Origin of the sequence: Polyangium mundeleinium, from assembly GCF_028369105.1 — a bacterium.
GTDB lineage: Bacteria > Myxococcota_A > Polyangia > Polyangiales > Polyangiaceae > Polyangium > Polyangium mundeleinium.
The window spans coordinates 136125-155462 of the sequence record NZ_JAQNDO010000001.1; the positions used below are offsets into that span (position 1 = coordinate 136125).

Here is a 19338-nt window from a genome sequence, read left to right on the forward strand (position 1 = left end):
CGCGGAGGCGCTTGCGTGACGATGCGAGGGGATGTTTGGGGAGAGGGGCGGGGGTGGTGGGGCGTCGTCCGGAAGGTCGCGGCTCAGAGCGCCTCGACGGACTTCAGCAGCTCGTTCACGAACTGCACGCGCGGGCGGATCAGCTTGTCGCGCACCCCCGTCTGCCGGACCTTGATCAGGCCGTACTGGCCGCCGATGTCGCTGCCGAGCAACGCGTCGTCCGTGAACGTGTAGCCGTAGTCCTGGGACTTTTCCTTCTTGGGCTCCGCGTATGCCGCGCTCGTGAAGAGGGTCGCGCCAAGGGTCGTAAGGGCCAGGATCATCATCTTTCGCATCGTCGTGCCTCCGTTCGCTCCTTCCGACACGGCGCCCTCGCGCGGCTTTGGGCCCTGATCGCGGACGGAAGAATTTTCGGTTGAGCCCCGCGTGAAGCTCGGTCGAAGCTCGCGTCCCTGAGGCCACGCGCCTCGCGCCCCGAGCCCCCATGAAGCGCGTCGAGTTCTTTTTCGATTTTTCGAGCCCCTTCGCGTACCTCGCCTCCACGCAGATCGAGGCCCTCGCGGCGCGGAAGGGCGCATCGCTGGTGTATCGGCCCTTCCTGCTCGGCGCGCTCTTCAAGGCGATCGGCACACCCAACGTGCCGCTCTTCGCGATGCCCGCGCCGAAGCGAAGGCTCGTGACGGCCGACCTTCATCGCTGGGCGGATCACTGGGGCGTGCCGTTCCGCTTCGCCACGCGTTTCCCCATGAACACGGTCAAGCCCCTGCGGATGGTGCTCGCGACGCCGGAGGACCATGTCGCCGCGCTCGTGAACTCCGTGTACCGCGCGTACTGGGCTGAGGATCGCGACATCTCCGCGGACGATGTCCTCGTCGACGTCGCGACCTCCGTGGGGCTCGACGGCGCGGCGCTCGTCGCAGCGACGACGGACGAGCGGATGAAGCAGGGCCTCAAGGACGTTACTGAGCAGGCCGAGCGGATCGGCGTCTGTGGCGCGCCGAGCTTCCTCGTCGGCGACCTCTTGTTTTGGGGTCAGGACCGGCTGCTCTTCGTGGAGAAGGCGCTCGATGGTTGGCGTCCCAAAGAATCGTGAAGGCCGCGGCTGCCCGGTGAAAAATCGAGCCCCGATCGCGGGAATCTTGTAGGATGGTGGCCATGCGTGCGCGGTTTCTATCCTCGCTCCTGACCCTCGCCGCTTCGGCGGGCCTCGTGGCCACGTCGAGTGTCGCCCGCGCAGATACGAACGACGCGCCTTCGGCCGGCGAGCCGCGCGAGATCGGCGTGGGGATGTACTTCGTTGCCACGGAGGACGTGACCCTGCGCGACGCTGCGCTCAGCAAAGGCGCGCGCATTCACGTCACGCGTGTCGGCCTGCAGAAGGGCCGTGTGGCCACGGTGGACGTGGAGCTCGCGGATGGGCACGTCCTCAAGCGCGTCGCGGTCGACGCGATCCGCAAGGCGTTCGTCCTCGCCGACGAGTCCCGGGACTAGCGAGCTCGACCGCGGGGCGCCCGCTGGATCCTGCGTGGATCGGGGCTCCTCGGCCGGATGTTTCACCGGGCCCGAGCACCCTGCTAGGGTGCGGCCTTCATGAGCGCCCCGCGCAAGCTCCGTGTCGCCGTGCTCTTCGGCGGTCGCTCTGCCGAGCACGAGATCTCCCTCCTTTCGGCCCGCAATGTCGTCGAGGCTCTCGACCGGGATCGCTTCGAGCCCGTCCTCATCGGCATCGACAAGACGGGCCGGTGGCTCTTGCAGGAAGAAGCGCTCCTCCTCGGCGCCTCGCGCGATCCGCGCCTCGCGCGCCTCAATCAGTCGGCGCCGGATGTCGCGCTCCTCGCGCACCCGAGCCCGACCGGCGACGCCGCGCTCACCGTCGGCGGCGCGTCGCAGGCGATCGACGTGGTCTTCCCCGTGCTGCACGGGCCCATGGGCGAGGACGGCTCCGTGCAGGGGCTGCTCGAGCTCGCGGGCGTGCCGTACGTCGGCTCCGGCGTGCTCGGCTCGGCCGTGGGCATGGACAAGGACGTGATGAAGCGCCTGCTCGCGCAGGACGAGCTGCCCCTCGTCCCCTACGAGACCGTGCGTCGCCTCGCGTGGGAGCGTGATCCGAGCGAGGTCCTCGCGCGATGCGAGAGGCTCGCGCTCCCGCTCTTCGTCAAACCCGCGAACCTCGGCTCGTCGGTCGGCGTGACGAAGGTGAAGACGTATGAAGCGCTCGCCGACGCGATCAGCCTCGCGTTCGAGTACGACACCAAGATCGTCGTGGAGCAGGGCGTCGAAGGCGCGCGCGAGATCGAGTGCGCGGTCCTCGGCGACGAGGAGCCCATCGTGAGCATCCCGGGCGAGATCGTGGTCGATCACCCGGACGGGTTTTACTCGTACGCCGCCAAGTACATCGACGAGCGCGGCGTCACCACGCGCGTCCCGGCCGACCTCACCGACGCCGAGACGCGCGCCGTGCAGCTCCTCGCGCTGCGCACCTTCCGTGTCCTCGAAGCCTCCGGGCTTGCGCGGATTGACCTCTTCATGTCGAAGAGCGGCGAGGTCTACGTGAACGAGATCAACACGCTGCCTGGCTTCACCTCGATCTCGATGTACCCGAAGCTGTGGGAGGCGAGCGGCGTCCCGCCGCGCGAGCTCGTCGCGCGCCTCATCGACCTCGCGCTCGCGCGGGCGGAGCGGCGTCGCAAGCTGAAGACGTCGACCTGATCATGCGCGCCGTCGTCCTTCACGAGACCGGCGGACCGGACAAACTCGTCCCGTCCCCGAACACCCCGGACCCCGTCCCCGCGGCCGACGAGGTCCTCGTACGTGTCCGCGCTGCGGCTGTGTGCGGCCGTGATCTCATCGATCGTCGCGGCGGCTTCCCGCTCATGAAGCTGCCGACCATCCTCGGCCACGAGTTCGCCGGTGAGATCGAAGCCGTGGGCGAGGAAGCGGCGCGCGCCGGGTTTGCCCCGGGAGATCGCGTGGCGAACCTGCACCGGCCCGCCTGCGGCGAATGCCCGCGTTGCGTGGGCGGCGAGGAGCTGCTCTGCGAGCGTGCCCATCAGAGCTTCGGCCACACCGTCGACGGCGCGTATGCCGAGCTCGTCGCCGCGCACCACCGCGCCCTCGTGAAAATCCCCGCGTCCGTGCCGTTCGAGGACGCCTCGACCCTCATGTGCACCGCGGGCGTCGCCTACCAGGCTCTCGCTTCCCGCGCGCGCCTCGTCGCGGGTGAGACCGTCGTCATCACGGGCGCGAGCGGCGGCGTTGGCACCGCGGCGATCCAGGTCGCGCGCCACCTCGGCGCCCGCGTCGTCGCCGTGACCGGCAGCCCCGCCAAGGCCGCCGCCCTGGCCGAGCTCGGCGCGCACGAGGTCCTCGTGAGCCCCGACGGCAGGTTCGAGGACGACGTCAAAACGCGCCTCGGCGGTCCCGTCGACGTCGCGCTCGAACTGACCGGCAGCGCCACGTTCGGTTCCGCTTTGAAGTCGCTCCGCCGTGGCGGCCGTTTGGTCGTCGTCGGCAACATCGACCAAGCCAAGGTCTCGCTCAAGCTCGGCGCCTTGATCCTTTGGAGTCATACGATCGCCGGATCGGCCTCCTGCACGCGGCAGGACCTCGAACGCGTGCTCGACCTCGCGGCCTCGTGCGCGCTCCGCGCCGTGATCGATCGAAAGCTCCCGCTCCGGTACGCCGCCGAGGCGCACTCCCTGCTCGAAGCACGCGCCGTCTTCGGCCGCGTCGTGCTGATCCCCTAGGCCGTCTCGATCCGCACGCCGGGCGCCGAGAGCGCGGGCCTTCGCACGGTCGCAGGGCCCAGCGCGCGTAAAATTTCCCCGTGACGCGCCTCGGGCGCCCACACGAGCACGTGCCCGCCTCCGCCCGCGCCGCACGCGCGGATCACCTCCACGCCGAGCCCCTCGAGCCGATGGCCGAGCTCCGTCGCTAGCGCGCTCGCCGAGGGCGCGCGCCGCACCTTCGCCATCGCGCTCCGGCGCATCCCCGCCAGCGCTCGTCCGAGAGATCCCTCGCGTAGCGCCGCGGCCACCACCGTCGCGGATTCCACGAGATCCGCCACGTTCGCGAGCGCCGCCGCCGCGTCCACCTGCTCCAGCACCTCGCCCGAGACACGACGCACGTGCGTGTCGACGAGCAAGAGCCCTGCTTCGAGCTCCGCCGCGAGCGCCTTCTCCGGCGTGACCCGCTCGATCCGCGTGCACCCCGCCTCGCCGAACGCGAGGTCGAGCATCCCTCCGCACGCCGCGAACGTCGCGTCCTGCGCGCCGCACACGATCGAGAGCCCTTCGCGCTCCATCGTCGTCGCCTCGCGCGCGAGCTCTTCCTCGGCCGTCACCTCACCCACGCTCCACCGCAACGCCGACAGCGCGGCCACTGCGGTCGACGCGCTCCCGCCGAGCCCTGCGCCCGGCGCGACGTCGGTGTCGATCCGGAGCTTCACGCCGTCCGTCACGCCCGTCCGCGCGAGCGCCGCTTCGAGCAGGCGAAAGGCGAGCTCGCTCGATGGCTGCTCGTGGCTGCGCCGCGTGGTCGTCTCAGCCGCCACGGGCACTTCGAGCCGCACCCAACCTCGGTCGAAGGGCTCCACGAGCGCGCGCACCCGCAGGCCGATCGCGCTGCCCACGACGCGCCCCGGCAGGCCCTCCACGAAGGGCGGCAGGTCGCTGCCGCCTCCGGCGAACGAAACACGCATCGGTGCGCTCGCGACGGCGTGCCTTTGCGGGCTGCGTGCGGAGCGGGCGTAGGGCATGGGGACGGCGCAGGTCGTCATGGGGTGCGCGCGGAGGTGCCGCCCCTCAGCGCCCAGCGCCGGCTCGGACGTCCGCGCCGCGCGGTGCAGCACGGAGCGCGCCAGGAGGCTTCGGGGACGCGTGCGCACCGGGGTGACACGGCGAGCCCTCGTGCTCGACTAGTTCAGGACCAGCGGCGTGGACGGCTCGGCCGCCTTCGCGCGCTCTTTGGCCTCGTCGAGGATCCGATCGATCAGCCGGAGCCCTGCGAGGAGCACCTTGCCCTCCTCCTGCTCGCCGCCGTCTTGGGCAGCCGACGCGAACGCGCGGAGCGACAGCGCGTCCTTGCGGATCGTCGAGAGATCCGCGGCGCGCGCGGCCGACGCGATCTGCTCGGCCAGATCGATCACCGTGTTCGCGTCCCCGAACTCGAACCCCGTCTTTGCGGCGCGACTGAGCACGCCCGTGAGCTCCACCCGGTACGTCGCGAGCACGAGGAGGAAGAGCGCCTCCCGTTGCCGGAACGAGCGCAGGATCAGGTGGTGGAGGGGAAGCGCGTCATCCGGAAAGGAGCGTTCCATGCATGAAAACCCATAAGCCCAGTGCGCCCCGGTCTCAAGACCGCCGTGGACCCCGGCATCCCGCGTACTTTGGAACACGGAACCGTCCGCGATTCGCTCCTGCCCACGTTCTGTGCGATCCTTTGAATTCGGATGAATTTGACCGCGTCGGACCTCGGCGTTTGCCGGGGTTTGCCGCGTACGCTACCCCCTATCGGCCCTTCGGGCGGTGGGGGAAAAACAAGCCGGATACGGAGCAAAGGAAGCGATGGCCAACGCGAACACGAGCGGCGCCGGGGTGACCCGGCCAAACTTGAGCCCGCTCGCGAACTTCAAATACGACTTGCCGGCGGGCCTCGTCGTGTTCCTCGTGGCGCTGCCGCTGTGCCTCGGCGTCGCGCTCGCCTCGAACGCCCCGCTCTTCGCGGGCCTCACGGCGGGCGTGATCGGTGGGCTCTTGATCCCGCTCATGAGCCGCTCGCCGCTCAGCGTGTGCGGGCCGGCCGCGGGCCTCACGGCGATCGTCCTCGCGGGCATCGACAAGCTCGGCAGCTTCGAGAACTTCCTCGTCGCCGTGGTCCTCGGCGGGGTCTTGCAGATCATTCTCGGCGTCGCTCGCCTCGGCACGGCCGTCTACCTCATCCCTTCGTCCGTCATCAAAGGGATGCTCGCTGCGATCGGCTTGATCCTGATCCTCAAGCAGTTCCCGCATGCCGTCGGGTACGACCTCGATCAGGAGGGCTCCGAGCAGTTCGTGGTCTCCGCGGAGGAGAACACGTTCACGATGATCCTCCACGCTTTCGGCCGTCTCGAGCGTGGCGCGCTCGTGATCAGCGCGGTCTCGATGGGCATCCTCGTCCTGTGGGAAAAGACCGAGCGGCTGCGCAAGCTCTCGTGGCTCCCGGGCGCGCTCGTCGTCGTCCTCGTCGGCACCGGCCTCAACATCCTGTTCCGCAAGACCGGCTTGCCCATCGCGCTCGAGCAGACGCACCTCGTCACGTTGCCCGCCTATGACGGCGTGAGCGGCGCGCTCGGCCAGCTCCGCACGCCCACTTTCGCCGCGCTCACGAACCCGCAGGTCTACGTCGTCGCGTTGACGATCGGCATCGTCGCGAGCCTCGAAACGCTGCTCAGCATCGAGGCCGTGGACAAGCTCGATCCCTGGAAGCGCAACACGCCGCTCGACCGTGAGCTCGTCGCGCAGGGCATCGGCAACGCGGCGAGCGGCCTGCTCGGTGGTTTGCCCGTCACGAGCGTGATCGTCCGCTCCAGCGCCAACATCAACGCCGGCGGACGGACGCGGGCGGCGACGGCCTTCCATGGGCTCTTCCTGCTGCTCGCCGTCCTCTTCATTGGCCGGTTCCTCAACATGATCCCGCTCGCGTGCCTCGCGTCGATCCTGCTCATGACCGGCTACAAGCTGGCGAAGCCCGAGCTCTTCAAGAAGATGTACAAGCTCGGCTGGGATCAGTTGATCCCGTTCGTCTTCACCATCACCGCCATCCTCCTCACGGACCTTCTGCGCGGCATCCTCGCGGGCATCGTCGTCGGCGTCGGCTTCGTGCTGCGCAGCCACATGCGCGCGGCCTTCACCGTCGCGAAGGAGGGCAAGAAGCGCGTGATCACGTTCAAGAAGGACGTCTCCTTCCTTAACAAGGCGACGTTCATCGGCGTGCTCAAGCGCATCCCCGACGGCTCGTCCGTCATCATCGACGGCACCCGCGCCGAGTTCATCGATCAGGACATCATCGAGGTGATCGAGGACTTCCAGCTCTCCGCGGCGCTTCGCGGCATCCACGTCGAGGTGCGCGACGTCCGCACGAAAGAGAACGCGCGGCGGGCCACGATGGCCTCGGTCTCCGAGCCGAGCCAAGCGCACGCCGAAGCGCGCACCTGACGCGCGCTGCTCCTTCCGCTGCCCGCCCGGACGGCCGAACCGGTCCACCCGAGCGATCCGTTCTCCCCCGACAAACCCTTGCGCGGCCCGGAAGGATGGGTCAAAACGCGCGGTCGCCTCGCGGCCGAGGGACTTTTTCCGCGACATCCGCGAGCTCTGCCGTCCGTCCACCGGCCCTCTGGGCAGTGACGGATGGAAATGGAAATCGAGGGGCACGCACCCTCCCAACCCCGCTCCGCGCGCTACGTAATCCACCGTGACCGCCAAGCAGACGACCGCGCAGCCGCTTCGTCCCGAGCCGAGCTCGGGCAACTCCCACAGCAGCCCGCAGCCGAACGGCGACGCGGACGAGCTTGCGATCGTTCGCGAAGAGCAAGCGCTCCTCGATCGCGTGCGCGACCACCTCGCGACGGTGAAGCCCTCGCGCCCGCCGCCCACGGAGGACTACGAGGCGCAGATGATCTCGCTGCGTGATCAGATCGCGGCGAGCCGCCTCGAAGACGTCCCTGCGCTCGTGCAGCAGATGGAGCGTATCGCAGGCGTCGCCGCGCGCCGCGCCGAGGTCGTCACCGAGCCCGTCGACCCGCGATCGCCCTACTTCGGCCACCTTCGCCTCCGCGAGCGCGGCAAGCAGGACCGCGATGTCCTCATCGGCCGCACCACGCACGTCGACGCCAAGGCCGGCGTGCGGATCGTCGATTGGCGCCACGCGCCCGTGAGCCAGCTGTATTACCGCTACGAGGAAGGCGCGGAGTACGAAGAGACCTTCGGCGACCGCGAGGTCGAGGGCAAGGTCCTCGCCCGGCGCACCGTCACCATCGAGGACGGCGAGCTCTACCGCATCGCCGCGCCGCAAGGCGTCTTCGTGCGGGTCGAGGGTGGGTATCGCCGGCTCGACAGCCGCGCTGTCGTGCTCGCGGGTGGCCAGGGCAAGGCCGTCCGCCCCGAGGACATGCGCGGCGCGCTCGGCACGGGCGCGAGCTTCGCGGCGAAGGAGGATCGGCACCTGCCCGAGATCGCCGCGCTCCTCGACCCGCGCCAGTTCGAACTCATCTCGCGGCCCGACGCGGGCATCGTGGTCATCCAGGGCGGCGCGGGCAGCGGTAAGACGACCATCGGCGTCCACCGCATGGCGTTCCTCGCCTTCAACAACCGCTCCCGCTTCTCCGCCGACAAGATGCTCGTCATCGTCGGCAGCCCCGCGCTCCGTGCGTACATCAGCGAGGTCTTGCCTGCGCTCGGCATTGGCGAGGTCCAGGTCGAGACGTTCGCCGAGTGGGCGCGCGCCGCGCGCACGCGCGCCTTCCCGTGGCTCGAAGCGCCGGTCGAGGAGAACACGCCGAGCGCGGTCACGCGGTACAAGACGCACCCGGCGCTCCTGCGCCTGCTCGAAGAGCGCGCCGCCGCGTATGCGCAGGACCTCACGACCCGCAAGGACTCGCGCGGCATCCTCTGGTTCTGGGCCGATCTGCTCACCGACAAGGACAGCATCGAGAAGGCGTTCGTCGCGGCGAACGATCCCGAGTTCGGCCTCGATAAGGTCCGCCAGGCGTGGCGCTGGTGCGCCGAGCGTTGCCCCGCAGTCCTCGATCGCGACCCCGGCGATCGTGCCGAGCGCAAAGCCGCGCTCGCCGACGAGCCCGTGGACGAAGATCCCGTGGAGGAGCGCCTTGGCGCCGACGACAGGCCCGTCGAAGAGGACGAGCGCGCGTTGCTCGATCCCGAGGACGACGCGCTCCTGCTGCGCGCCTACCAGGTCATCAAGGGCGACCTCAAGAAGGGCAAACAGCCCTACGTCTTCGAGCACCTCTTCGTCGACGAGGCGCAGGACCTCGCGCCCTTGGATCTCGCGGTCCTGCTCGGCGTCGTCTCCAAGCAGAAGTCGGTGACGCTCGCGGGTGATACCGCGCAGCGCCTCTTCATGGACTCGGGCTTCCGCGACTGGAGCCGCGTGCTCGAAGATCTCGGCCTCGACTCGGTCAACATCGAGCCTCTGCGCATCGCCTATCGCTCGACGCGTGAGGTCCTCGCGGTCGCGCGTGACATCCTCGGCCCGCTCGCCGATCCCACGCCGCCCCTCGCGCCGCGCACGGGCGCGCCTGTCGAGCACCACCATTTCCCGAGCCAGGGCGCGGCCGTCGCGTTCCTCGCGGACTCGATCCGCCCGCTCTTCACGCGCGAGCCGCGCGCCACGCTGGCGATCCTCGCGCGCCACCCCGAGCAGGCGGACGCGTACTACGAGGCGCTCAAGATGGCCGAGATTCCGAGCCTTCGCCGCGTGCGTGCGTTCGACTTCCTCTTCCGTCCGGGTGTGGACGTCACCGAGATCCGGCAGGTGAAGGGCCTCGAGTACGACTATGTCGTGCTCGTCGACGTGAACCACTCGACGTACCCGTTGGATGACGAGTCGCGACACCTCCTGCACATCGGGGCGACACGCGCGGCGCATCAGCTATGGGTGGTCTCGACGGCCAAGCCGAGCCCGCTCGTGCCGGCGTGGCTCCTCAATGCCTGACGGGGACCCCGGAAAAACAGCCTTCCCGCGTGAAGCGTGATCGAACGATCACGAGGGGCTTGACTCCTGCACGGACAGGAGTAGGTTCCGACCCGTCGTCGCCGCTTCGTTTGGCGAACATGACGCGCGGTGGAGCAGCCTGGTAGCTCGTCGGGCTCATAACCCGAAGGTCGTAGGTTCAAATCCTACCCGCGCAACCAGCGGAGCGTGGGGACAGCCGTAGTCGCTGTCCTCCACGCTCAGTTGTTTTGTAGAGGAAACATACTGACGCGCGGTGGAGCAGCCTGGTAGCTCGTCGGGCTCATAACCCGAAGGTCGTAGGTTCAAATCCTGCCCGCGCAACCAAGTCCGAGAACCGGAAAGCAAGGGGTCGACTCGAAATGGGTCGGCCCCTTTGCTTTTGTGCTCCCGGCCGACCCTGACCTCAGGCCGATCGCGCTTGCGACAGCCCGCCCGGCCCGAGCGTCCCTTCCTCGCCCACGCAAAACGCCAGATTGCGTTTGTCGTGGCCGAGCGTCAGCCGAGACCATACGGGCAGCCCTAGCGGCTCGAGTGCCTCGCGCAGCACGTCCGTGAGCTCGTAGCGCGCGCCCTCCGGCGGCTCGCATTTCACGAAATCGCCGAGCGCGATCCCCACCGCCCCATCGAGCGCACCGCTCAGGCGGAGCTGCATGATCAGCCGATCGACCCGGTAGGGCACCTCGGTCACCTCTTCCAGCACCACGATTGCCCCCCGCGCGTCGAGCGCCCACGGCGTCCCTGCCAGGCTCGCGAGCACGCACAGATTTCCCCCGACGACCCGCCCGCGCACCTCTTCCTTCGGACCCGCGAAATGCTGCGCCGCAATGGGCGCGACCGCATCGCCTGCCAGCATTGCCCGAATTCGCTCCCGTGTCGCGTCGTCCACCTTCGTCGCGATCGTCTCCAGCATCGGCCCGTGCACGAGGTGGCCCCCGCGTGACGTCACGAGCGCCGCGAAGAGCGCGGTCGCGTCCGAGCAGCCGATCACCGGCCTCCTGTCGAGCCCCTCGCGCGGCAGGCTCGGCAGGCAATGCATGCACCCGTAGCCGCCTCGCGCGAGCCACACCGCGTCGATCCCCTCGGCCGTCAGCGCCCACAGGAGATCCTGCGTCCGCTCCTCGGCCGTGCCCGCGGTGAAATGGTGTTGCTTTTCCACGTTCGGGGCGAGAATGACCTCGTAGCCCCAGCTCTTCACGAGCTTCACGCCGGCTGCGACGCCGGCGAGCTGCGGGATGCCTGCGGGGGCGACGACGGCGACGGTCGCGTTTCGTTTCAGCACGAGCTCATCATGCGCCGGCTCGATTGTGCGGCCAAGCGAAATGCTAAATCGATCGACACGCGAAGATGTGCTCGACCGCATCGACGAGCATCTGCTCCACGTATTCCTGCGTGATCTCCTTTGGCACCGCGAAACGCAGCAGATCCATCGGCGGTGGCGAGACCACGAGGTACGCGAGCACCTCCGGAAAATCGCGCCAGTGGATCACGCAGAAACCCACGAGATTCGTCCCGCGCGTCTTCGGCACACCCGAGAGCCCGAGGCATAACTCGATGCTCGGCTTTTCGGCGGCCTCGTCGACGGCGATCCACGGCGAATGCCCGGCGCGCTCGAGCTCCTTTTGCACCTCCAGCATCGCCGGCCGGATCACGCGCTCGCGCGCCTCGTCGAATTCGCGAAGGAATCGGGCTCCGTCCGCCTCGGACTTTTCTTTTTGCCGCGCCGCATAACGCGCCGCCATGCGCTCGATCCGGAAGCGGTTCTGCTCCTTCATCGCTCGCCGACTATACACGTGGCTAGCGGCGCCGGCCATGGTCCTGATACACTCTCGCCCGTGGACCTTCCCACTCCGCCGAATCCTGGCAGGACGACGCAGCTCGTCCTCGGCGCTGTTTTCACGGGCCTCGGCGCGCTCCTCCTCCTCGCCGGCCTCGCGCAGCTCCTCTTCTTCTGGAACCGCACGCCGAGGGGCCTCACGATCGAGCCCATCGTCCTGCCCATGGGCCTCATCCTCACGGTCGTCGGCGCGCGTTTCCTCGTCCGCGAGCTCGGCGCCCGCTGGCTCGCCAAGAACGGCCTCGACGCGCAGGCCGAGGTCCTCCGCGTCGATCACACGGGCGAGGTCGTCGATCGCCAGCAGGTCGTCTGCAAAGTGGGCCTGCGCGTGCACATGCCCGGCCAGCCGCCGTATGACGTCTCCATTCGGTGGCTCATGGGCCCGTACGACGGCCTGCGCCTCATTCCGGGCAAATACGTGAACGTGAAGGTGAGCCCGAAGGATCGGATGCACGTCGCGCCCGCGTGAGCGCGGGGCGCCCGCGTTTTTCAGGGTCCGAGGCTCAGCACCGTCGGCTGGCTCGGCACGATCCGCATGCCGGGGCAATTCGTGCTGTTTTGAATCGACATGCTGGTCATCTTCGTGACGGGCATTCCGCCGACGAGCACGGTGAACGACCCGGTCACGTGACGCACCGGCCCCATCACCATTCCTGACGCCACGCCCGTCGCGATACCGGGGTTATCGCCCACGCTCATCGTGATCGGCGTCGCCATGTTGTGCGTCGGTGTGCACATCGTGAGCACGTTCCACACTGGCGGACAGGCCATCGGCCCGAATCCCATGTTCGGATAGGGAATCGGCACCGGGGCCGGCGCGGGCGGAACGGGCGTGAGGCACACGTCCGGGAAGCCCATGTTCATGCCCATCATCTGCGTATTGACGAACATCGGCTCATTCCTCCTTATCAGCCGAGGTGCACCTGATCGGCGTTCACCTTCACGAGGTCCGTCGCCGTCACGAGCGTGTTTTCGCCCCGGAGATGCGCATTGCCCTGCGCTGCCCAGTCGATGTGCTGCGCGCGCACTTGATCGATTTCCTCGACCGTCCGATACGAGCGCTTCACCCGCTGGCTGAATCGGTCGAGCGCCGCGTCGAACGTCGACGCCAGCATCTTCACCTTGCCGAACTCCGCCTTCACCGCGGCGCCTACCACGTCGATCCATTCCGCCGACAAATGCGCCCGCAGCGCCTTTACGGTCACCTCGGAGCCCGTCACGTTCACGGGCGCCGCGGCCACCACGTCCACGCCCTCCTGCGCCGCGATTTCAACCTTCCCGCTCGGCGTACGCAGCTCGAGGTCCCCCTCCACGGCGATCGTCGTCTTCTGCGATTCTTTCCGCTCCAGCACCGCCAGCACGAACGAATCGCCCTCCTCCTCGGTCGCCACGAGGACGCGGTCCCCAGGGGCCGGCGCGACCAGGCAACTCGTGGCGCGCTTCGCGTTCACCTCGGCGAGCGCCGTGCGCACGAAATACCCCTCCGGACCCGCCGAAACGACCTCGCCGAACTCTTGCCACACGGTCTTCGCCGCGAGCTTCCGCGCCGCGTTATGCATCGCCGTCTCCTTTCCAGATCCGCTGGTGCTTGTCGCGCCAATCTTCTGCTTCCGCCAGGTCCGCATCATTGCCGAGCGCGCCCGCCCGTCCCAGCGGATACCGCGCGCCCCCGTCCTTCACCCGGTGGAGCCTCGTCCTGTACATCTTTGCGCCCGAGAAATCCGCCCCCTCGATCGACGCGTGCGAGAAATCCGCATACGTAAGATCGCAGTTCTTGAAGCTCGCGCCTGGGGCCTTCGCCTCGTGCCAGATCGACATCTCCAGGATCGCGTCGTCGAAAGGCACGGCCGGCGCGATCACCTTCGGAAAGAGCGCCTCTTTCAAATTCGCCCCACGCGCATCGACCCCTTCGAGCCGCGCCTCGAAAAAGATCGCATTCTTCGCATCCGCCCGCGTGAGCTTCGCGCCCTTCAGGTTCGCGCCCTTGAAATTGACCTGGGTGATCTTCGCCTTCGCGAAATTGCACCCCTCGAGGTTCGCGTCGTTGAGCTGCGTCAGGTGCAGATCCACGCCTGCGAACGAGTGCCCGGCGAGCTTCGCCTCGGTCAGCACCGTCATTTCGAGCCTCGCGCCGTCGAGCTTCACGCCCACGAGGTCCGCGCGGAAGAGTGCTGTGCGCTTGAGGTTCGCCCCCGCGAGGTTCGCGCCCTTGAAGCTCGATTCGAGCAGCGACGCGCGTTCCAAGTTCGCCCCCGCGAGCGACGCCTCGTCGAAGCAGCTCTTCGAGAAATTCGCGAGCAAGAGCGACGCCGACGCGAGCTCGGCCGCCATGAAATCGCACCCATTCGCCGTCACATTCACAAGCTCGGCCCCGCCGAGTTTTGCCATGACGAACCGCGTGTTCATCACGGTCGTGTGCCTCCACGTCGTCCCTTCGAGCACCGCGTTCGCGAAATCGCACTGCGTGAACGTTGCCTCGCGCAGGTTCGCGCCCGCGAGGTTCGCGCCGCGGAACGACGTATTCGCGAAGACCGCGCCGCGCAGATCCGCGCCCGCGAGGTCCTTGCCGCCGAGGTCCGTGCTGTCGAAGAGCTCGCCGCTGCGGACGAGGTTCTCAAGCGTTGCCTTGTCCATCGTCCCCTCGGCTTTGCAGATATCGGAAGTGCTTCAAATTCGCGCCCTTGAAGCTCGTCTTTGCATCGCCCACCATCCGCGCCCCGTCGGCTCGGAACAGGTTCGCCTCCTCGAAATTCGCGCCCGCCACCGTGGCCCTCGCGAGCATCGCCGACAAAAGGTCGGCCCCGCGCAGATCCGCATTCGTGAGATTCGCGCGCTCGAAGCGCGATTCCGCTGCCCGCACGCCCATGAGCTTCGCGCCCGTGAGGTCCGTCTCCGAGAAATCGGCCGTATGCAGGGTCGCCGCCACGAACGTACTCCCGGCGAGCCGCGCGCCCCGGAGGTTGGCTCGGGTCATGTCCGTATCACGGAAATCGGCATTCGTGAACCGCGTGCCCTTCTCGACCCGCACGACCCGGAGGTTCGTGAGGCTCGCGCGCCGGAAGATCGCCCCGTCTCCCTCCACGTCGAGGAACACCGATTGATCGAGCTTCGCCACCGTGAAGTTCGTCTTCGTGCAATCAACCTCGAGGAAATTGCATTTCTCCAGCACCGAGCCGGAGAGGTCCGCCCCGGCAAGCGAGACCTTGGAGAACATGAGCTCCTCGGCCTTGCAGCCGGCGAGCTTCGTCCCTTCGAGCTTCGCCTCCGTGAAATCGGTCCGGTCGAGCGTCGCCTTTTCGAGGTTCGCCCGCGTGAGGTTCGCCCGGAAGAACACGACGCGCGTGACGTTCGTGTTCTCCGAGAAATCGGCCTCCGTGAGGTCCGCGCAGCCGAGGTTTGCCTCTTCGAGCCGCGCCCCGCGGAAGATCGCTCCCTTCGCCCGCGCGTGCGCGAGGACGGCGCGGGAGAGGTTCGCCTCGTCGAACCTGCATCCTTCCACGTTCGTCGATTCGAAGAAGGACTCCGAGAGATCGGCCTTTCGGAAATCGATGCCCGAGAGGTCCACCCCCGAAAAATCTCGGCCCGCGAGGCTCTCACCATTGCGCAGCGCTTGCTCCACCTCGGCGCGGACCTTCTGCCCGTCCTCCTCGTCGAGCGGCGGCATGGCCTCCGTCCGGTGCACCGATAGCCGGTACGCCTCCTTCACTTTCTGCTCGGCGAAGACGAGTTTTTCCTCGATGGCAGGATCGTGGAGCTTTTGAAAGACCTCCTCCGGCATGGGCACGCCCGTCGCCTCGCTGAGCGTCGCGAGCCCGCGGAGCGTTTCGAGCTCCTTTTGCGCACTGAACCTGGGCGGACCGAGCGAGCGCCGCTTCTGCCGTTCGAGGACCTCGTCCGGATCGAGCTTCGCGTCCTTGCACGATTGCCGGAACTGCTCCATCGCCTGCTTCTTGAGCGCCTCGCCCTCCTTTTTGGCCGCCTCGACCTTCTCGTCGACGGACTCCATGAAGGCGAGGACATCGCCCTTGGGCATTTCCTCGCGCGGTGGGAGCTTCTCGGGCAGCCTCGGCCCCGGATCGAGGCCCGCGGCGCGAATCTGCTCGTGGGCGCGCTGCAATTCGAGCTCCGCGCGCCGCCGCATGTTCTCTTCGAGCGAGCCCTCGCGTTCGAGCAGGACCTTCGTATCGTCGCTCCCGCTCGGCTTGAGCACGCCCACGCCCTCGGGCAAGAGATCGCTGTCCTTGAGCGCGTGGAGCGGCCCGCGCTCCTTGTCGAGCCGCCGCCGTCGCACCTCCTCGTAATGCGACCGCGGCTTCGCCTCACCCAAACGTTCGAGGCCCACCATGACCTCGTTCACTTCCAGCTCGTCGTCCGTCGCGACCTGGAAAATGCCACGATAGATCAGCGCGACGCGCTCGACGTGCGGGAAGATCCACACCGTATCGCAGTGCATCGACACCTCGACAGGCGAAGGCGCGCTGCGTGTCCCGAGGAACGCCCGCGCCACGAAGCCCGGGAGGGCCGCCTCGATCTTGGGTTTGTCGGGGTGCATGTTCTCCACGACGAACGCCTCGTCGCCGCGGAAATACCCGGGCATCCACTGGTCCTCGGGCGCCACGTTGAAGAAGAGCGGATCAAAATCCTCGGGCAGCTCCGGATACCGCGTCTTCAGCCATTTCTGACCATAACTGCCGACGCGCTTCGAGCGCGGCTCCCACGTGAGGTCGAGCGGTCCGAAGCCCGCGGGGGGCGGCTCGTCGCCCGGCGATTTGACGAGCCGGTTCGGCCATTCCACGTTCGGCAAGGGATGCACCTTCTTGCCGGCCGCCGTGATGGGCTTCTTGCCCTTGCCCACGGTGTTTCTCGGATCGCCCTCGCCGCCGAGCGCGTTCTCCCACGAGATCCGCATTCTCGTATACGGCACGGGCTCGGACGGGCCTGTCGCGCCCCAGGTCCGGTCGCCGACGACGTAGAGCTTCTTGTCGATCCGGCCCAGGGAGAGCCGAACCTGCCGCGCAATCGCAGGCTCGGGGCCCGTGGCAAAACCCTCGCAGAGCACCTCGCCGCGCACCTTGGGCAATCCGTGGTCGAAGACGCCCGTGCCCTCGTCGGTGAACGTCGTGACGAGGTTTCCATCGTTGACGAGCAGGCCCGCGCCCTCGCCGCCGAATTGCAGCATGAAGGTCACGGACAGGCAGCCGCGTCCCGGCAATCCGATCGCCTGGACCCGGACGGACGGGATCAATCCTGCGGGTTTGATCGTACGCACGTGTTTCTCGTCCCGGCGAGCGCGCTCAGTTGATGAGCTGGATCGCGGCGCGCGACATGAACGCCGCGCCCGTGAACACAAGCGTCGGCGTCTGGACCATGAAGACGCCGGCCGACATGAACGCAAACCCCGCCGTCGCCTCGGAGACCTTCATCGGCGTGGCGCGGAGGTCGATCACGCTGGAGAACTCGGCCTTGATGCCCGTGGCGAACGTGAAATCGGCCGAGCATTTCACGTCGACGAACACGCCGACCTTCAGGTTGAACTCGGCCGCGAGCGTGAAGTTCGCGTTCGCTTGCGCGTTGAACGTGATCCCCGTGCCGTACGTGAGCTCCCGCTTGTCGCTGCCGACGATCTTGAAGCTCGTGCCGAGGATGTTCGTCGTCTTGTCGCCGCTGACGGTGCCGGCGTATTTGCCCTCGGTCGTGACGTTGATGTTGCCCTTGGCGTAGATGTCGACGTCGCCGCCCGAGCTCTTCAGCGTCGCTTTCCCCGTGCTCTCGTACGACTGCGTGCCCCCCGTCGACTTCACGTCGATGTTCTTGTTCGTCGTGACCTTGAAGTTGCCGTCGTTCACCGCGACGTTGAAATCGCTGTTCGCGGGCGCGGCGAGCCCCGAGCCGCTGCCGACGTTGAACGAGACGCCGCCGTTCACCGCGACGCCCATGCCGCCCGCGATGCCGACCTTCTGCCCGCCGGTCGTGACCGAGAGATCCTGCCCCTTCGCGACCGTGATCACCTGCCGATCGTTGTAATTCTCGGTGACGAGCTTCGTGACCGTCTCGGTCTTCACGTCCTCGTACGTCTCGGTGACGGAGCCCTTGACCTTTTCGGTCTTGTTGCCGACCGGTCCGCCGTCGTGATAGCCGACCTCGATGTTCCAGTCGCCGCCCGCGTCGAGCAGGGTCGCGGCGTCGGTGTGGATGATCATCGTGTGGCCTTCGTTGGGCGAGCCCATGCGCACGTACGAGTTCGTGTGCGGCGTCGACATCGTGATGCGCTGCTGTCCGGACTTGTCCTCGAGCTCGAGCCGGTTCCGCCCGCCCGTTTGAATGATGTTCTTCGTGTGATTGCCGCTCGTGACCGGGCTCGGCGTGTGAGCATTCGGCACGACGCCCGAGATGACGGGGCGATCCGGGTCGCCGCCGAGGAAGCTGAAGACGACCTCGGTGGCCTTGCGCAGCGGGAAATGAAACCCCTCCACGCCGCCGCCGTGCGGCTGCATCATGCGCACGAACGTGCTCGCCTTGCCGTCCTTCAGGTTCGTCTCGTCGAACTTGAACTTGACCGAATAACGGCCCTGATCGTCGATCTGCGCGTATTCGCTGTCGGCCGGCCCGTCTACGGTGCCATTCTCGTACCCGTAGATCCGCGGCCATTGCGTGCGCGTCTCCGGCCGGAACTGCGTGCCCTCCGGGATCGCGTCGACCTCGACGAAATACACCTCGTCGTGATCCAGATCGAGCAGCTGCTGGAACGCTGACGCGCTCGCGGCCTGGTTGCCGTGGTGGCGCGCCTCGACCGCGAGGTAACGAGCGTTGAGCGCCGCGCGCGGGTGCTCCTCGATCTCGAAGACGTGCCCGGCGCGCAGGTGCGAGCGCGTGCCGCGGGCCTGGTAGACGACCTCCCGCGCGAGCATCTCCTCGGCCCGGAGCTTCGCCAATCGCTCGCCCGCGGCGGCCGAGAAGAACCGCTCGCCATAAAGGCTCACCTCGCCCGCGCCGTTCGACGCGACCGGCGCCGAGCCGGCGATCGTGAGGTTGGGCCGTGCGTAATCATAATCCTTGAGCTTGACCAGCGACGGCAGCGTGCGGTGGCGGCTCGTGAACGCGCGGAACGACGGCCCGGCGCTGCGGTCCTGCCCGGTCTGCGGGAAATACCGCACGGGCTTGCCGAGGACGTCGTCCTCGTACGACGCCCCGTCGCTGATGACGAGCTTCTCGCCGTCCTCGTTATGGATGAAGTAATAAAAGATGCCCTCACGCTCCATCCAGCGCGAGATGAAATCGAGGTCGCTCTCCCGGTACTGGCAGATGTGCTCTTCCGTCTCGTACGATCCGAGCCGCAGCTCGTAATCGTCGCCGGAGAGGCCGTTTTCTTCGAGGATCGACTCGAGCACCTCGGGCAGCTTTTTCTTCGTGAAGATACGGCTGTGCTTCGAGAGGCCGAGCAGCCATAGCCGCGGGACCAGCACCGCGCGGACGAGCGAGCGGCCCTCGACCGCGTGCAAAAGCTCCACGCTCGCGAGGATCCCGGCGAACACGAACGGCGGCAGCTTGTCGTCCGCCCGGTCGATCACGAGCTGCGCCTTGGCCCCGATCGCGTCGCCGAGATCCAGCCCGTCGCCCTCTTCCCCTTCGAGCGAGACGAAAATTTCGAACTCGTACGTCCGCGAGATCGCCTCGGCGCCGCGGAATGCGATCACGCGCGTCGTGTCCGGCAGCACGCTGGACGAGATCGTGATGAGGTCGGTCAAAGCCATGGCCCACGCTCTCCCGGGGATCCC

Annotated in this window: 17 protein-coding genes and 2 tRNA genes; 9 read left to right on the forward strand and 10 right to left on the reverse strand. The window is 67.7% G+C overall.

All coding sequences use genetic code 11. The features are described from left to right. Nucleotides 1-83: 83 nt before the first annotated feature. Entirely contained in the window at nucleotides 84-335 is a 252-nt protein-coding gene (locus POL67_RS00575) for a hypothetical protein (protein WP_271914304.1), read from the reverse strand. A gap of 149 nt (nucleotides 336-484) precedes the next feature. On the opposite strand from POL67_RS00575, the gene POL67_RS00580 reads away from it, so the two are divergent. The 4 genes from POL67_RS00580 to POL67_RS00595 all read left to right on the forward strand — a co-directional run bounded on the left by POL67_RS00580 (nucleotide 485) and on the right by POL67_RS00595 (nucleotide 3746). After that, nucleotides 485-1093, forward strand: coding sequence for a 2-hydroxychromene-2-carboxylate isomerase (locus POL67_RS00580; protein WP_271914307.1), 609 nt, complete (start codon nucleotides 485-487; stop codon nucleotides 1091-1093). A 62-nt stretch (nucleotides 1094-1155) separates the two neighbouring features. Continuing rightward, nucleotides 1156-1491 (forward strand): hypothetical protein, encoded by a 336-nt coding sequence (locus tag POL67_RS00585; RefSeq protein ID WP_271914309.1) that lies wholly within the window; start codon nucleotides 1156-1158, stop codon nucleotides 1489-1491. 99 nt (nucleotides 1492-1590) lie between these two features. Continuing rightward, the gene (locus POL67_RS00590; protein WP_271914313.1) at nucleotides 1591-2709 is read left to right on the forward strand and encodes a D-alanine--D-alanine ligase family protein; all 1119 of its coding nucleotides are present in this window, start codon (nucleotides 1591-1593) and stop codon (nucleotides 2707-2709) included. A 2-nt stretch (nucleotides 2710-2711) separates the two neighbouring features. Beyond that, a complete protein-coding gene (locus POL67_RS00595; protein WP_271914314.1) occupies nucleotides 2712-3746 on the forward strand; it encodes a zinc-binding dehydrogenase in 1035 nt (344 codons plus the stop codon). Here POL67_RS00595 and POL67_RS00600 read toward each other — a convergent pair. Beyond that, nucleotides 3743-4699 (reverse strand): GHMP family kinase ATP-binding protein, encoded by a 957-nt coding sequence (locus POL67_RS00600; RefSeq protein ID WP_271914317.1) that lies wholly within the window; start codon nucleotides 4697-4699, stop codon nucleotides 3743-3745. The genes POL67_RS00595 and POL67_RS00600 overlap by 4 nt on opposite strands. A 216-nt stretch (nucleotides 4700-4915) precedes the next feature. Further along, nucleotides 4916-5317: a hypothetical protein gene (locus tag POL67_RS00605; RefSeq protein ID WP_271914320.1), complete on the reverse strand. Its 402-nt coding sequence runs from the start codon at nucleotides 5315-5317 to the stop codon at nucleotides 4916-4918. Between the two features lie 247 nt (nucleotides 5318-5564). Between POL67_RS00605 and POL67_RS00610 the strand changes: the two genes are divergently transcribed. From POL67_RS00610 to POL67_RS00625, 4 genes are all read left to right on the forward strand, one after another. Next, nucleotides 5565-7193, forward strand: coding sequence for a SulP family inorganic anion transporter (locus POL67_RS00610; protein ID WP_271914321.1), 1629 nt, complete (start codon nucleotides 5565-5567; stop codon nucleotides 7191-7193). 256 nt (nucleotides 7194-7449) lie between these two features. Continuing rightward, entirely contained in the window at nucleotides 7450-9708 is a 2259-nt protein-coding gene (locus tag POL67_RS00615; RefSeq protein WP_271914323.1) for an ATP-binding domain-containing protein, read from the forward strand. 123 nt (nucleotides 9709-9831) lie between these two features. Then, nucleotides 9832-9908 (forward strand) — tRNA-Met (locus POL67_RS00620). Between the two features lie 68 nt (nucleotides 9909-9976). After that, a tRNA-Met gene (locus POL67_RS00625) sits at nucleotides 9977-10053 on the forward strand. A gap of 79 nt (nucleotides 10054-10132) precedes the next feature. Here the strand turns inward: POL67_RS00625 and POL67_RS00630 are convergent. Both POL67_RS00630 and POL67_RS00635 read right to left on the reverse strand, forming a co-directional pair. Continuing rightward, nucleotides 10133-11008: a S66 peptidase family protein gene (locus POL67_RS00630; RefSeq protein ID WP_271914326.1), complete on the reverse strand. Its 876-nt coding sequence runs from the start codon at nucleotides 11006-11008 to the stop codon at nucleotides 10133-10135. Nucleotides 11009-11051: 43 nt separating this feature from the next. Continuing rightward, nucleotides 11052-11501: a hypothetical protein gene (locus POL67_RS00635; RefSeq protein ID WP_271914327.1), complete on the reverse strand. Its 450-nt coding sequence runs from the start codon at nucleotides 11499-11501 to the stop codon at nucleotides 11052-11054. 60 nt (nucleotides 11502-11561) lie between these two features. Between POL67_RS00635 and POL67_RS00640 the strand changes: the two genes are divergently transcribed. Then, on the forward strand, nucleotides 11562-12032 hold the full coding sequence (locus POL67_RS00640) for a hypothetical protein (RefSeq protein WP_271914330.1): 471 nt from the start codon (nucleotides 11562-11564) through the stop codon (nucleotides 12030-12032). A gap of 20 nt (nucleotides 12033-12052) precedes the next feature. On the opposite strand, the gene POL67_RS00645 is transcribed toward POL67_RS00640, so the two are convergent. From POL67_RS00645 to POL67_RS00665, 5 genes are read right to left on the reverse strand one after another with little or no spacing between them, the layout of a single operon-like run. After that, entirely contained in the window at nucleotides 12053-12454 is a 402-nt protein-coding gene (locus POL67_RS00645; protein WP_136930398.1) for a DUF4150 domain-containing protein, read from the reverse strand. A gap of 17 nt (nucleotides 12455-12471) precedes the next feature. After that, nucleotides 12472-13122: a DUF3540 domain-containing protein gene (locus tag POL67_RS00650; protein ID WP_271914333.1), complete on the reverse strand. Its 651-nt coding sequence runs from the start codon at nucleotides 13120-13122 to the stop codon at nucleotides 12472-12474. After that, a complete protein-coding gene (locus tag POL67_RS00655) occupies nucleotides 13115-14197 on the reverse strand; it encodes a pentapeptide repeat-containing protein (protein WP_271914336.1) in 1083 nt (360 codons plus the stop codon). Before POL67_RS00655 ends, POL67_RS00650 begins: the two co-directional genes overlap by 8 nt. After that, the gene (locus POL67_RS00660; RefSeq protein WP_271914356.1) at nucleotides 14178-16832 is read right to left on the reverse strand and encodes a DUF2169 family type VI secretion system accessory protein; all 2655 of its coding nucleotides are present in this window, start codon (nucleotides 16830-16832) and stop codon (nucleotides 14178-14180) included. The genes POL67_RS00655 and POL67_RS00660 overlap by 20 nt, the downstream gene beginning before the upstream one ends. Before the next feature lie 25 nt (nucleotides 16833-16857). After that, nucleotides 16858-19314: a type VI secretion system Vgr family protein gene (locus POL67_RS00665; RefSeq protein ID WP_271914359.1), complete on the reverse strand. Its 2457-nt coding sequence runs from the start codon at nucleotides 19312-19314 to the stop codon at nucleotides 16858-16860. Nucleotides 19315-19338 lie beyond the last annotated feature (24 nt).